Origin of the sequence: Chitinophaga sp. LS1, from assembly GCF_034274695.1 — a bacterium.
Lineage (GTDB): Bacteria > Bacteroidota > Bacteroidia > Chitinophagales > Chitinophagaceae > Chitinophaga.
This window is the reverse complement of record NZ_CP128362.1, coordinates 5,727,666-5,742,443: the sequence shown is the minus strand read 5'-3', so window position 1 is coordinate 5,742,443 and position 14,778 is coordinate 5,727,666. Positions and strand designations below refer to the sequence as shown.

The 14,778-nt window shown below is 43.2% G+C and carries 15 protein-coding genes; 11 read left to right on the top strand and 4 right to left on the bottom strand.

The window, feature by feature from the left end; all coding sequences use genetic code 11:
• The first annotated feature begins 61 nt into the window (after window positions 1-61).
• The 8 genes from QQL36_RS23745 (at window position 62) to QQL36_RS23715 (ending at window position 8,324) form a co-directional block, all read left to right on the top strand.
• Entirely contained in the window at window positions 62-412 is a 351-nt protein-coding gene (locus QQL36_RS23745) for a hypothetical protein (protein ID WP_083727589.1), read from the top strand.
• 91 nt (window positions 413-503) lie between these two features.
• A complete protein-coding gene (gene kdpF / locus QQL36_RS35755) occupies window positions 504-584 on the top strand; it encodes a K(+)-transporting ATPase subunit F (protein ID WP_083727591.1) in 81 nt (26 codons plus the stop codon).
• A 1-nt stretch (window position 585) separates the two neighbouring features.
• Window positions 586-2,265, top strand: a complete 1,680-nt coding sequence (gene kdpA, locus QQL36_RS23740; protein ID WP_321566996.1) for a potassium-transporting ATPase subunit KdpA — start codon at window positions 586-588, stop codon at window positions 2,263-2,265.
• A 12-nt stretch (window positions 2,266-2,277) separates the two neighbouring features.
• On the top strand, window positions 2,278-4,293 hold the full coding sequence (gene kdpB, locus QQL36_RS23735) for a potassium-transporting ATPase subunit KdpB (protein ID WP_083727595.1): 2,016 nt from the start codon (window positions 2,278-2,280) through the stop codon (window positions 4,291-4,293).
• 11 nt (window positions 4,294-4,304) lie between these two features.
• Entirely contained in the window at window positions 4,305-4,859 is a 555-nt protein-coding gene (kdpC, locus tag QQL36_RS23730) for a potassium-transporting ATPase subunit KdpC (RefSeq protein WP_321566995.1), read from the top strand.
• Between the two features lie 8 nt (window positions 4,860-4,867).
• Window positions 4,868-5,461: an N-acetyltransferase gene (locus QQL36_RS23725; protein ID WP_083727599.1), complete on the top strand. Its 594-nt coding sequence runs from the start codon at window positions 4,868-4,870 to the stop codon at window positions 5,459-5,461.
• A 42-nt stretch (window positions 5,462-5,503) separates the two neighbouring features.
• Window positions 5,504-6,628 carry a histidine kinase gene (locus tag QQL36_RS23720; RefSeq protein WP_083727601.1) on the top strand — a complete coding sequence of 375 codons (1,125 nt, stop codon included), beginning with the start codon at window positions 5,504-5,506 and terminating at the stop codon, window positions 6,626-6,628.
• Between the two features lies 1 nt (window position 6,629).
• Window positions 6,630-8,324: an ATP-binding protein gene (locus QQL36_RS23715; protein WP_083727603.1), complete on the top strand. Its 1,695-nt coding sequence runs from the start codon at window positions 6,630-6,632 to the stop codon at window positions 8,322-8,324.
• Window positions 8,325-8,586: 262 nt separating this feature from the next.
• Here the strand turns inward: QQL36_RS23715 and QQL36_RS23710 are convergent, their stop codons facing one another.
• Window positions 8,587-8,859: a hypothetical protein gene (locus QQL36_RS23710; protein WP_321566994.1), complete on the bottom strand. Its 273-nt coding sequence runs from the start codon at window positions 8,857-8,859 to the stop codon at window positions 8,587-8,589.
• 82 nt (window positions 8,860-8,941) lie between these two features.
• A complete protein-coding gene (locus QQL36_RS23705; protein ID WP_321566993.1) occupies window positions 8,942-9,319 on the bottom strand; it encodes a hypothetical protein in 378 nt (125 codons plus the stop codon).
• Between the two features lie 586 nt (window positions 9,320-9,905).
• Between QQL36_RS23705 and QQL36_RS23700 the strand changes: the two genes are divergently transcribed.
• Entirely contained in the window at window positions 9,906-10,568 is a 663-nt protein-coding gene (locus tag QQL36_RS23700) for an NAD-dependent epimerase/dehydratase family protein (protein WP_083727607.1), read from the top strand.
• A 467-nt stretch (window positions 10,569-11,035) separates the two neighbouring features.
• On the opposite strand, the gene QQL36_RS23695 is transcribed toward QQL36_RS23700, so the two are convergent.
• Window positions 11,036-12,001, bottom strand: coding sequence for an acyltransferase domain-containing protein (locus tag QQL36_RS23695; protein WP_083727609.1), 966 nt, complete (start codon window positions 11,999-12,001; stop codon window positions 11,036-11,038).
• A gap of 303 nt (window positions 12,002-12,304) precedes the next feature.
• On the opposite strand from QQL36_RS23695, the gene QQL36_RS23690 reads away from it, so the two are divergent.
• Both QQL36_RS23690 and QQL36_RS23685 read left to right on the top strand, forming a co-directional pair.
• Complete coding sequence (locus QQL36_RS23690; protein ID WP_321566992.1) at window positions 12,305-13,645, top strand: ATP-binding protein; 1,341 nt, start codon at window positions 12,305-12,307, stop codon at window positions 13,643-13,645.
• Entirely contained in the window at window positions 13,629-13,889 is a 261-nt protein-coding gene (locus QQL36_RS23685; protein WP_321566991.1) for a hypothetical protein, read from the top strand. Before QQL36_RS23690 ends, QQL36_RS23685 begins: the two co-directional genes overlap by 17 nt.
• Window positions 13,890-14,063: 174 nt before the next feature.
• Here QQL36_RS23685 and QQL36_RS23680 read toward each other — a convergent pair whose 3' ends face one another.
• On the bottom strand, window positions 14,064-14,765 hold the full coding sequence (locus QQL36_RS23680) for an SMUG2 DNA glycosylase family protein (protein WP_321566990.1): 702 nt from the start codon (window positions 14,763-14,765) through the stop codon (window positions 14,064-14,066).
• Window positions 14,766-14,778 lie beyond the last annotated feature (13 nt).

Below are 14,778 nucleotides of genomic sequence, written 5' to 3'. Positions count from 1 at the left end.
AATTAGAAAAAACACCCCGGCACACCAATTGGCTTCACTCCCCATATAAAAATCATTTTTTATGAACCAATATGAAGCCGCTGCCGAAATCGCAGATGAAATCCCTTCCATCCAAAAAGAAATAGTCAAAGCCCCCGTATTCGGCTCTGCCTATCTCTGTATCAAAGTATTGGCTAATTATACCCTGAAAATGATCCAGGACCATGAAATCAGAGAAGTACAACACTCCATGCTCCTGGCCGAAAAAATCTACAACAAAGGTAATCAGCTGGTAAAAACAGCCATCGAAAACGTATTCATCTACAGCTTCAGCGCCATGAAAATGGTTTGCTCCCGCCAGGAATGGCAGGAAATACAAAGCAAGATGCCCGTTAACATCTTCTCTATTTATATCCAACAATTACACGCTTAAACATATGCTCACATTCATCTACCTGCTCATCTTAGCAGCCTGTTTTTACATCTTTTATAAATCTATTGACTTCTTCGAAAACATCTAAGCTATGATGACATTACTTCTGATCATATCCGTCCTCGTATTCATCTACCTGGTGTATGTGCTCTTAAAACCTGAAAAATTCTAAAATGAACAGCGAAATGACAGGCGTCTTAGCCACTTTTTTAATCACCTTACTGATTGCTTTCCCCCTCGGAAAGTACATTGCCAAAGTATTCAGCGGGGCGCCGACCTTTACCGACTTTCTCCATCCTTTTGAAAGATTCCTCTACCGCATCTGCGGCATCGATCCAAATAGGGAAATGAACTGGAAACAGCACATGGTGGCTTTATTAACCATCAACCTGGTCTGGCTCATCTATGCCTTCTTCGTACTCCTGTTCCAGTCTCACCTTCCCCTCAACCCGGATGGTAATGCGAGCATGACTCCCGATCTGGCCTTTAATACCAGTATCAGTTTTCTCGTCAACTGTAACCTGCAACACTATTCCGGCGAATCCGGATTAACTTACCTGACACAGCTCCTCGTCATCACCTTCCTGCAATTTGTATCTGCAGCAACCGGTGTGGCAGCGGTAGCGGTGCTTTTTAAGGCGTTTGCAGGCAAAACGACTGAGAAGCTGGGTAACTTCTTCGTTTTCTTTATTAAGACGATCACGCGCCTGTTATTGCCGTTAGCTGTGATCATGGCTATCATCCTCGCCTTTAGCGGTACGCCTGCTTCCTTCGATGGCAAGGATACCATTACCACCCTGCAGGGTGATACGGTACAGGTATCCCGTGGCCCGGCTGCCGGCATGATCGCGATCAAACACTTAGGTACTAACGGTGGTGGCTGGTTCGGCGCTAACTCCGCCCACCCGCTGGAAAATCCCAGCTACTTCACCAATATGGTGGAAGCCATCGCTCAATGTATACTTCCAATGGCTTTGGTGTTTGCCTTTGGGTTCTTCATCAATCGCCGGAAACTCGGTTATGCCATCTTCGGTGTGATGACCATTGGTATGCTCACATTGATGATCCCCAATATGCTCTCCGAACTGGGCGGTAATCCTGCCCTTGCAAAAATCGGGTTGCATGATCACAGTGCCATGGAAGGCAAGGAAGTCCGCTTCGGCGTAGCTGCTTCTGCTTACTGGCAGGTGATGACGACCATCATCTCTACCGGTTCGGTGAACTCTATGCACGATAGTTCTATGCCGCTTTCCGGCGCCATGCAACTACTCGGTATGATGATCAACTGCTTTTATGGCGGTAAAGGTGTGGGCCTGCTCAACTACTTTATCTTCCTTATCATCGCCGTGTTTATATCCGGTCTCATGGTAGGCAGAACCCCTGAATTCATGGGGCGAAAAGTAGAAGCAAAGGAAATGAAGATCGCTGCGATCATTGCCCTCTTCCATCCATTCCTTGTACTCGTGAGTACTGCTATCGCGGCTTATCATCCGCAGGCGGGATGGTTGAATAATCCCGGTCACCATGGTTTTTCAGAGATGTTGTATGAATATACTTCTGCCTCTGCCAACAATGGTTCCGGTTTTGAAGGGCTGGGTGATAATAATATCTTCTGGAATATCAGCACGGGTCTGGTGATGTTGTTAGGTCGTTTCCTCCCAATCATTGGTCCGGTAGCGATCGCAGGCATCCTGGCCGGCAAGAAATATACACCTGAATCAGCAGGTACGCTGCAAACGGATACGGCTACTTTCGGTATCATGACGTATGCTGTGATTATGATCGTAGCTGCACTGGCTTTCTTCCCGGCTTTGACACTGGGACCTATTGCTGAATTCTTTCAACTTTATTAAATAGTATCTGTCATGTCTAATTATAAATTTGCCGGCGCACTGAAACAGGCTTTCGTGAAGCTGTCTCCAAAGATCATGTTCCGCAACCCGGTCATGTTCACCGTTGAGATAGGTACTGCTATCATGCTGGCTGTGACCATATATACCTACTTTACAGGCGATCGCTCACAGGGGGCGCCCGGATATAATCTTACGGTCTTTATCATCCTGTTTTTAACCTTACTCTTTGCCAACTTTGCAGAAGCCATCGCCGAAGCAAGGGGAAAAGCGCAGGCGGAAAGTCTGCGTAAAACAAGAGAAGAAACCCCCGCAAAAAAAATACTGGCAGTCGGTGAAATCTTTATGGACGAAGTGAAAATAGTTCCTTCCTCCCAACTGCGCAAAGGCGATATCTTTATTTGTGAAGCCGGAGACATGATTCCTATGGATGGTGAGATCATTCAGGGTCTCGCCACCATAGATGAATCAGCCATCACAGGTGAATCTGCCCCGGTGATCCGCGAATCAGGCGGAGATAAAAGCTCTGTAACCGGTGGTACCAAAGTGCTGAGTGATAAAATCAAAGTGAAGGTGACGACGGATCCCGGGGAAAGTTTCCTGGACAAAATGATCGCCCTTGTAGAAGGCGCCAGCCGGCAGAAGACGCCGAATGAGATCGCCCTTACGATCCTGCTGGCTAGCTTTACGCTGGTTTTCATTATTGTATGTGTGACACTGAAACCTTTTGGTGACTTCTCACATACGCCGATCACCATTGCTGCATTTGTCTCTCTCTTTGTGTGTCTTATTCCTACTACCATCGGTGGCTTACTAAGTGCTATTGGTATAGCAGGTATGGACCGCGCCCTGAGAGCGAATGTGATCACAAAAAGTGGTAAAGCCGTGGAAACCGCTGGTGACCTGGATACGCTCTTGCTCGATAAGACAGGTACTATCACTATCGGAAATAGAAAAGCGACTCATTTCTGGCCTGCTTTTGCTATCGGTAAAAAAGAATTCTTCGAAGCATGTGTATTGGCTTCTTTAGCAGATGAAACCCCTGAAGGTAAATCGATCATTGAATTAGCTGCGGAGAAAGGTATCAAAGCCAGCAGTTTACAGTCGACCGGTGCTACGTTTATTCCATTTACAGCCGAGACACGTTGTAGTGGTGTGAATGTAGGTCACCTGCGTATTCGTAAAGGGGCGTATGATGCGATTCGCAAACTTGCAAATTCATTCCCTGCTGAAACAGAGGAGAAAGTAAAAGAGATCTCTTCCAATGGTGGTACGCCACTGGTGGTGAGTCAGAATGAACAGGTAATGGGTGTGATCGAATTGCAGGATATTATCAAACCCGGTATCCGTGAGCGTTTTGAACGTTTGCGCCGGATGGGTGTAAAGACGGTAATGGTGACAGGCGATAACCCACTTACGGCTAAATTCATTGCAGAGAAAGCAGGTGTGGACGACTTCATTGCCGAAGCAAAGCCGGAAGATAAAATGATTTACATCCGTCGTGAACAGGAAGGTGGTAAGCTCGTGGCGATGATGGGTGATGGTACAAACGATGCACCTGCACTGGCACAGGCGGATGTAGGTGTGGCAATGAACAGTGGCACACAGGCGGCAAAAGAAGCGGGGAACATGGTGGACCTGGACAACGACCCTACCAAACTCATTGAGATCGTAGAGATCGGCAAACAGCTGCTCATGACCCGTGGTACATTGACTACGTTCTCTATTGCCAACGACGTGGCTAAATATTTTGCCATTGTGCCGGCGCTGTTCGTGACAGCTATACCAGCATTACAGGGACTGAATATTATGCACCTGAAAAGTCCGGAGAGTGCGATCCTCTCTGCTGTGATCTTCAATGCGCTTATCATACCGGCATTGATACCACTGGCACTGAAAGGGGTCGCTTATAAGCCAATTGGGGCAAGTGCGTTGTTGCGCAGAAACCTGTTTATATATGGTCTGGGTGGTGTAATCATCCCCTTTATCGGTATCAAACTGATAGACCTGTTCCTGTCAATCTTTATGTAAAATTTGAAATTATGAAAAAGTATCTCTTGCCATCTATAAAACTCACCCTAATACTGATCTTAGTTTTAGGTGTAGCCTATCCACTGTTGATTGCAGGTGTCGCACACTTTGCTAATGGACAGGGCAAAGGACGCACAATAACTGTCGATGGTAAAGTAGTAGGTTACGAAAATATAGGACAGAAATTTACTGAAGATAAATATTTTCAGGGTCGTCCTTCTGCTGTAGATTACAATGCAGCAGGCTCCGGTGGTTCAAACAAAGCAGCGAGCAATCCTGATTATATCAAAACAGTACAGGAGCGTATCGATACCTTTATGGCACATAATCCCGGTACTGCAATGGCAGACATTCCAAGTGAATTAGTTACTGCATCCGGGAGTGGCCTGGATCCGGACATCTCTCCCGCTGCTGCGGACATACAGGTAATCAGAATTGCTGCAACCCGTCATATAGACGTCAATGTATTGCACCAATTAATCGCCAACCACACAGATAAATCGTGGTTAGGCCCGGATAAAATTAATGTCTTAAAACTCAATATCGCGCTGGACGCGTTAAAATAATTTGCACAATGGAACACGACCGGATAATCGTCAGAAAGGCGACTCTTTCTGACATTAAATATGCTGCCACAATTACGGATGAAATGGAAGCTTCGGCAAAAGCCAGGGGGACCGGAATAGGAAAGAGACCTGTATCTACTATTATTGACAAGATCAGGCAGGGAAAGGCAGTAATAGCGGTGACGGCTGATAAAGTTTGGGTAGGATTTTCTTATATTGAAATATGGGGGCATGGGGAGTATGTGTCCAATTCTGGTTTGATAGTGAACCCTGCCTTTCGTAATATGGGGGTCGCTTCCAGGATTAAGAAAAGAATCTTCCGGTTATCGGGGGAACTGTATCCTGCAGCAAAGGTATTCAGTATTACGAGTGGGTTGACGATAATGAAAATGAATACCAAACTGGGATTTGAGCCTGTTACATTTAGTGAGATCACGAAGGATGAGAATTTCTGGGCAGGGTGTAAGGGTTGTGTCAATTATGACATTTTACAGAAAAAGGATTTTAAGCATTGCATATGTACAGCGATGTTGTATACGCCGGAAGAACATGCGGGATTGCGGGTAGGAGTGCGTGCAGGGGAACAGGTGGTGGTTCAATAAAAAATTCCTTTTCAGGATAAAAACAAAACAGCCTTTCTTTTCATGACTGAAAAAGAAAATAATGTCCAACATTTCCTCGACCTGATCCGTCAGTCCAGAAGAGGAAAATTTAAAGTCTACATCGGCATGAGTGCCGGTGTAGGCAAAACATATCGTATGCTTACAGAGGCAAGGACCCTCCTGCGGAACGGTGTCAACATCCAGATCGCATACATCGAAACACATAACAGGCCGGAAACCCACTCCTTACTGGAGGGGTTGCCTGTTATACCCCGCCGCCAGCTATTTTACAAAGGCAAGATGCTGGACGAACTGGATATGCAGGCGGTATTGAACCTGCACCCGGAAGTAGTGGTGATCGATGAACTGGCGCACTCTAACATAGAAGGTAGCAAGAATGAAAAACGCTGGCAGGATGTGATGGAGATACTCGATGCGGGGATCAATGTGATAAGCGCGGTGAATATACAGCATATAGAAAGCCTGCAGGCTTCAGTAAAGAATATTACGGGCATCGATGTATCGGAACGCATTCCTGACAACGTTTTAATGCAGGCAGATGAAGTGGTCAATATTGACCTCACAGCCGATGAGCTCATCACCCGTTTAAAGGAAGGGAAAATTTATACCCCGGATAAGATTGCGGTAGCTATGAAGAACTTCTTCCAGCCGGAAAAGATCTTACAACTCCGTGAGCTGGCATTGAAAGAAGTAGCTTCGCAGGTGGAGCATAAAATTGAGACTGCTCTTCCACGCACAGCACACCTACGCAGTGAACGCTTTCTGGCCTGCATCAGCAGTAATCATGCTATAGCCCGCAAGGTGATCCGCAAAACGGCCAGACTGGCGGCGTACTACCAAAGCCGGTTCTATGTGTTGTATGTACAAACGCCAAAGGAGAATATGGACAGGATCGAGCTGGCCTCTCAGCGCCATCTGATCAATAATTTCAAACTGGCAATGGAACTGGGAGGAGAAGTACTGAAAGTAAAAAGTAGTAATATTGCCAAAACGATCATGACCACAGCCGAAGAAAAGAACATTACCACTATTTGTATGGGCAAACCTCATTTGAATGTATTGGGGATGGTGTTGAATACGGCTGTATTTTCCCAGTTGCTGGGGAAGTTGTCAGAATCGGATATTGATATTATAATTCTGTCATAAGATGCGCCTGAAAACGAAATTAAGTATAGGCATTGGGTTTTTATTTACGGCCATCCTTGTATCCGGATTGCTGGGTATCTTCTCTATCAACCTGATGAAGAAAGATGCACATCTTGTATTGAAAGATAACTACGAGACGCTGGTGTATAGCAATAATATGTTGCAGACACTCGAGGAGTTTCATACGCATCCTGCCAGTATTCAAACCTTTGAGCAAAACCTGGCTAAACAGGAAGCGAATATCACAGAGCCCGGTGAGGGTGCGGCGACAGGCGCTGTGCGGGCGCTTTTTGAGCAGTTAAAAAAATCACCATCAAATGACTCACTGCAACAATTATTAAGAGAGAAAATATACCTGATCAATACCGCCAATCAACAGGCTATCTTTGCGAAGAACAATATTGCGATGTCTAATGCAAAGCGGTTTAGTAACTGGCTGGTGCTTATCTTTTCTTTACTTTCATTGATTGCATTTACACTGGCGGTGAACTTCCCGGGTATTATCAGTGAGCCTATCAATGCATTATCAGAAGGGATCAAATCTATTGTCAATAAAGACTATTCGCGCAGGATACATTTGAATCAGCATGATGAATTCGGAGAGCTGGCACAGGCTTTCAATACGATGGCGGAAAAGCTGAATGAATATGAACATAGTAATCTTGCTAAAATTAAATTTGAAAAATCCCGTATTGATACGATCATCAACCAGATGAATGATGGTATTATCGGGATAGATGATACCCGGCATATTCTATTTGCAAATCGCGTAGCAGAGAAGTTGTTAGGGTTGAAAGAAATGGAGATAGCTGGTAAGTATGCCCCGGATGTGGCGTTGCAGAATGATCTGATGCGCAGTTTATTGCAGGAGAATAATAAGGAGAAGGAATTGAAGATCTTTGCGGATAATAAAGAGAGTTATTTCCATCTTGATGTGATCAATGTAGATAATAATGAGCGGGTGATCGGGCAGGTAATTGTGTTACGGAATATCACGCCTTTCCATGAGTTGAATGAGGCAAAGACGAACTTTATTGCGACCATTTCTCATGAGTTAAAGACACCTATTGCCAGTATAAAAATGAGTGCGCAGTTATTGGCGGATCATCGGGTGGGTACGGTAAATAAAGAGCAGGATGAGTTGATCAGGAGTATTACGGATGATTCAGACAGATTGTTAAAGATCACCAGTGAGTTGCTGAATATGAGTCAGGTAGAAACGGGGCATATACAGTTGAAGATAGCGCCTGTGAGTCCGGAGATTATTATTGAAAATGCGACGAGTACAGTGAGTTTTTTAGCACAGCAGAAGAATATCAGGGTGCGGGTGGAAGAGGCGGGTACTTCATGTAAGATGCTGACGGATCCGGAGAAGACGGCGTGGGTGTTGACGAATTTTTTGACGAATGCGGTGAAGTATTCACCGGAGGATGATGAGATTGTGTTGACGACGACTATTCACCATAATAATATTTCTTTTACGGTGGAGGATCATGGGAGGGGGATAGATGAGAAGTATTTGCCGAAGATTTTTGATAGGTATTTTAAAGTGCCTGGTACGCCTGAGAAAGCGGGGACAGGGTTAGGGTTGTCGATATCAAGGGAGTTTATAGAAGCACAGGGGGGAAAGATATGGGTGAATAGTAAGTTGGGGGAAGGGGCGACATTTGGGTTTAGTTTGCCGATAGTGGTGTAGTGGGTGGATGTGGTGTAGCGGGTGGATGTGGTGAAGAGGTGGAAGTGGTAGAGTGGGTGGCTGTGGTGAAGAGGTGGAAGTGGTAGAGCGGGTGGCTGTGGTGAAGAGGGATGGCCATGGTGGTTTAAAAGGGGTTCATTGTCTTGTAGCGGGTTGTCCATGGTCGTGTAGAAGGTCTTCATGGTGGTGTAGAAGGTACAGACAACCACTACTATTACTGCCATTCCAGTTAATGTAATAGCAGCAGTTGTCTGAAGTGATTTTATAATCTTGCGTATACGCGAACAATTGGTCTTGGTCTGACGATTACGACGCTGGGTGGAGGTGGTGGGACTGGTCTTGCGACCACCACGAATCTTGCAGGTGGAGGTGGAGGGACTGGTCTTGCGACCACCACGACTCTTGCGGGTGGAGGTGGAGGAACTGGCCTTGCGACTACCACGACTCTTGCAGGTGGAGCGGCTACGACTACTCTATGTACTGGTCTTACAACAACTACCTGCGCGGTTGCGCCTGCGGCGCAAAACAAACCCAAAACAGAACAAATCAATATCTTTTTCATGGAAATCAGGTTTTTATTTTATTCTTACTAAAGGCTAAAGTGCCTGAGCTGATCGTTAGCTCTTACTATTTTTATAATTCTCTCTCATTTCCTCTCTTCTCGCTTTCTTATTTTCCTGAAATTTCTTAAACTGATCGTCAGACAATACTGGTTTCAGCGCGGCATCCCTTTCCTGATCTGCAGCCTTGAATTTCTGTAATTTGGCCAGTTTGCCACCGTTGTCCTGCTTAATTCCTGCCAGTTTGGTCAGAAACTGCGCATTGATATCATACACTTTTTTGTACTGATCATCATTCAGAGAAAGATGTACCTGCATGGTATCAGTGATTGCTTTCGCAGCCTGCTCCTTCTTAGTTCCATCCTGTGCAAATGCACCCTGACACATTCCCAAAAACAATACAAAAATTGTAATTAATCCTACTTTGTTTTTCATGTTTTAGATTTATAGCAAATAGACAGAAATTTACCCAATAGGAGCTTTTTTTCTCCGGTGAAGCGGACAAATTCAAGGGTGAAGTAGTGTATATTTGGAGATCTTACTAAAAGCAGGTATGGGGGAACAAGTCCCCGGTGAAGTATTGTACATTTGGGAATCTTATTAATGCGTTAGTTATGAAAGTAATAGTTACCGGTAATAGCGAACAAGTCCCGGGTGAAGTTGTGACCATTTGAAAACCTTGTTAATACTGTAATCATGAAAGTAATAGTTACCGGTAATAGCGAGCAAGTCCCGGGTGAAGTTGACCATTTGATAACCTTGTTAATGCTGTAATTATGAAATTAATAGTTACCGGTAATAGCGAACAAGTCCACGGTGAAGTTGTGTACATTTGATAACCTTGTTAATACTGTAATTATGAAAGTAATAGTTACCGGTAATAGCGAACAAGTCCACGGTGAAGTTGTGTACATTTGATAACCTTGTTAATACTGTAATTATGAAAGTAATAGTTACCGGTAATAGCGAGCAAGTCCCGGTGAAGTTGTGTACATTTGAAAACGTTATTAATACTGTAATTATGAAAGTAATAGTTACCGGTACGACCGGCATGGTAGGAGAAGGTGTATTGGAAGAATGCCTCCGCAATCCGTTGGTCACGGAAGTCGTATCCTTTGCCAGGAAGCCTTTTGGCAAATCACATCCCAAATTAAAGGAAGTCATCCACGCTGACTTTTTTGATATCCGGCCTGTAGCTGATCAGTTAAAAGGGTATGATGCATGTTTCTTTTGCCTGGGGGTGACTTCAGTGGGTAAAAATGAAACAGATTATGCCAGAGCGACCTATACGCTTACGATGCATGTGGCAGAGGTGTTGAGTGGACAGAACCCTGGTATGACCTTTTGCTATGTATCTGGAAGTGGTACGGATAGTTCAGAAAAAGGCCGGATTATGTGGGCGAGGGTAAAAGGGAAGACGGAGAATGATCTTATGCAACTTCCTTTCAGACAAGTGTTTGCGTTCCGGCCTGGTTTTCTGCGGGCGGATAAGGGCGCGAGGCATGTGTTGAAAGGGTATAAGTATATTGACTGGATTTATCCGATAGGGCGGGCTTTGTTTAAAAATGGGTTTTGCACACTGGCGGAAATGGGCAAAGCGATGATTAAAGTAACAGATGAGGGTTACTTTAAGAAGACGGTTGAGGTAAAAGATATTGTTGCGCTGGCGCCAGCGCAAGCATAAGGACAAGTGTTGGGACAAGCGATGGCGTAAGCGTAGAAACAAGGACAAACGGAAGGACAAGCGCTAGCGCAAGCTTAGAAACGAAACGAGGACAAGCGCTAGCGTAAGCACAAAGACATTTAGGCTTTGTTCTGTAGGAACAAGCTGGAAAAATAATATTACTGGAATAATCTTGAAAATGCTATCGCTTATACATTCATAAAGAATAAGCCTGCCTCTTTTGCAGTAATGCCTGCAGCTATTTAATCTCCTGCCCGAATGGACTTATAAAGAATACGCCTGCCTCTTTTGCAGTAATGCCTGCAGCTATTAATCTCTTGCCCAAATGGACTCATAAAGAATACGCCTGCCTCTTTTGCAGTAACGCCTGCTGCTATTTAATCTCCTGCCCGAATGGACTTATAAAGAATAAGCCTGCCTCTTTTGCAGTAACGCCAGCAGCTATTTAATCTCCTGCCCGGATGGACTTATAAAGAATAAGCCTGCCTCTTTTGCAGTAATGCCTGCAGATGTTTAATCTCCTGCCCAAATGGACTCATAATCACCTGTTTCACAGAAGAAGATGTAGGAGACAGTGCCTTTGTCAGCAGGTTATTACAACTCCCTGACGGACTGCAATCAATATAAAAGCAAGGCCCGGCGTTTTCCAGTCTTTCAATAGCAGTGCTAAAAGCAATCGGTTCGCGGACCACATCCCAGAAGTAGTCAGCATCTACCTGGTAAACAGGAGCAGATTGAATACCTGAAATAAAAGTGGCTTCCGGTGCGCCATAGCGCAATTGCTGCATAATGCGGATGAACGGTGCCCTGGCAGGTTCCATCAGCGGACTGTGAAATGGAAAGCGCACTGGTAACTGGCTGTAAGATAACTCGTGGCTGTCCAGCCAGAGGCGCACTGCCAGCAAAGTACGGTCATCAGCAGATAGCGTAAAATGTCCCTTGTGGTCTACAGCGGCCAATGTGGTATTTTCATATAACAGCGGTTCCTGTTCGTAAATAGCAGCATCTGCTAAAATGGATATCATTCCTCCTTTGTTACACAACCGCTCAATAATCCGCGCCTGGTCGATCATAGCCGTAAGCATTTCGGCTGGCGAGACCATGCCGCTCACAGCCGCGGCCACCATCTCCCCTACGCTGCTACCCAGTACATAATCAGGTTTCACCAGTAGTTCTTCCTGCAATAAACGGGCGAGCGCGTATTGGACCATGAAAAGAGCGGGGTTGGTATACCGGATGTCATCGAAAATCCCTTCTGGATTGAAACGCCTGCCGTAAAGATATTCCACTACCGAAGTACCGGTGTGGTTGCGGACCTCCTTGTCCAAATGGAGGATGGTATTTCTAAAAAATACGTTGCTGTGGTATAACATCGCGCCCATGTTATAATATTGGCTACCATGGCCGGCGAACATGAATACAAAGTCAGGCATAGTGGGGTCGGGTTTTGGGTCAAACAATAATACTTTAAGGTATAGGTTTTATTGGGAAAAAGCAAATCTGGAATTCAGACAAAAAAGAGACTTTACAATAAATTGAGGCGATGTTATCATAATATTATCTAACCCTATTCCCAACTTTATTTATAAGCATTTTGATATTCCTCAGATGGAAATCTTATTAATAATGACAAATAATATATAGGTTATAACGAAAAAATCGTCGTAAATTGTATATTATTTTGTTTTTTTAATAAAATGTGTAGATTTACAACACACCTTACGTAAAAATAAACCATGTTAATTAGATTTACAGCTGAAAACTTCCTCTCTTTTAATAAAGAAACTGAATTTAATATGCTTCCTGGGGATATTAGAAGACACCCTGACCATATTTTCAGATTCCCTAAAGTTGAACTTCTTAAAAGTGCAGTTATTTATGGTGCCAATGGCGCTGGTAAAAGTAATTTATTTAAGACATTGACGGCCCTTCGTGATGTTGTGCTTGAAGGACACATAGATATCATCGATCCTAAAAGTTATTTCAGACTTGGAAAGAATGAAGGAAAAGCTTCTACTCTTGAAATTGAATTTATTAAAAACAAGATTGGATACGCATATGGTTTATCCATCCACAAAGGAATTGTAAAGGAAGAATGGTTATACAAGTTAAATTATGGTAAAAAAGATGATGAACTTGTTTTTGAACGAAAATCAAATGCCAGAGGAAAGGAAACACTGAAATTGTCTCAGAACTATACAAAGTCTCCGAAAGAAAAGCTTTTAGTTGAATTGTATGAAGAAGAACTTTTAAAACCGTCTAACCTTTTTATTCATTTAGCAAAAGATAAGAAGTTTAAGGAGATAACAGATGCGTTTGAATGGTTTGAGCAATATATGTATATTATCTTTCCGCAAATGGTAAATTTTCACTTTATAAAACTGTTCCTTGACAACAATCAATTTAAGGTATTTTTGAATGAAACCATTTCAAGTTTTGAGACAGGCATTAAAGAAATTAATGTTGAATCAATTCCATTACATCAATATTTTGGCGAAAGCAATATTCAGGAAAGAGAACGTGTTTTAAGGGCCATTCTTAATGGAGATACTTTACCGGTTAGTTCAACAGATAATGCTATTGCTTTGATGGAAGACGGCAATCCTATTGTTAAAAAATTCATCTCATATCATGTGAATGATAGTGGTGAAAAAACGGAGTTTGATCTGTTTGAGGAATCAGTCGGAACACTTAGGTTAATTGACTTTATACCGTTGTTGTTCTTATTAGTTTCGGAATCAGTTACAATATTTATTGATGAAATTGATAAAAGTATCCACCCTTCTTTATTGAAAGATTTCATCACAAAAATTCAGCAAATTCCAAATAAAAAAGGCCAAATAATTTTCACTACTCACGAATCAAATTTACTCGACCTCGATTTGTTTCGTCAGGATGAAATTTGGTTTGCAGAGAAGAATCAAAAAGAAGAAAGCCATTTTTACCCTTTAAGCGATTTCAATGTGCGCCCTGATTTAGATGTCAGAAAAGGATACCTTTCTGGCAGATTTGGCGCAATTCCTTTATTAGCTAATTTAAAAGATTTAAATTGGGATAAGTATGCCGAGGAAGAATAGAGGTTATAAAAAAGGGAATCCACATAGAGATTGTCGCAAATTTATTATTGTAGCAGAGGGGGTGAGGGAAGATGATTATTTTAGTTATTTTAATAGATTAACACCAAGAGTGGAAATCAAAATTAATAATGCAAAACGTTGTGATAAACATAAAGAGCATTATTTTCCAGAATTGAATGTTACAAAGGTTTACATTCTGGGTAATCAGTTATTAGAATTTTTAGGTAATAATTGGCAGGTTTGATTTGAGACAGTAAAATTTCCTGTGTTAATGGCCTATGGTTGTGAATTATCTCAATAGGCCCAAAAACCGGGGAAGGCACTGCTGCCGCGCCATTCCCCCTTCCCCATCCCGACAGGGTTTCAAACAATGGGGAAGGAGTTTACACAATATATTTTATAGTCTCTTGATGACAGGTTAATGAGCATTCTCTTCAAAGCGTTCCAGATACTTATCAATAAATTCCTGTTTCTTTTTCGCCCTATACTGCATTACAAACCTTGGATGCTCCAAAGGAACTATTTTCTTAAAGAACCCCTCTTTCTCATTTAATTTGATTAAAAACTGGCTATTCTTTCCCGTTCCTAAACAATAACAAACATTTCTATCCACCCCAAACTCCAATTGCTTTTTTATATTCTCCACCATAAAAGGATACACCGCCTTTGTCAGCTCCGCACTGTCATAGTAGTTATAATTAATTTCTGTCCCATCCTCTTTTACGGCCGTAAATCCCAATGGGGATACGGAGGCAAAATAGAAATCATGATAAAATTGCTCCGGCCCGCCATATGCAGCAATTACATCATAAATGAACACTGATGATGGCTCGTGTGTTTGTATACCGGAAATGGATATACCGCAAACAGACTGCAACCGTTTGGTATCTGTAAATGGAATGCCTGTGGATCCGGAACCTAAGCGACCTGGGTTAATGCCCATGATAATCTGCCTCGGGTGTTGGTCTCCATAAAACCGGCGGTAGAATTGTTTCATGATATCCATGACCTGCGGCTGTTCACGAAATGGATTCATAATACGGATGCCTTTGGGTAGCTTACCTGTATATTGTAGGTGGGTATTAAAATCGATGACGTGATCGGCGAAGGTCTTTTTCATGATGCGAAAATAA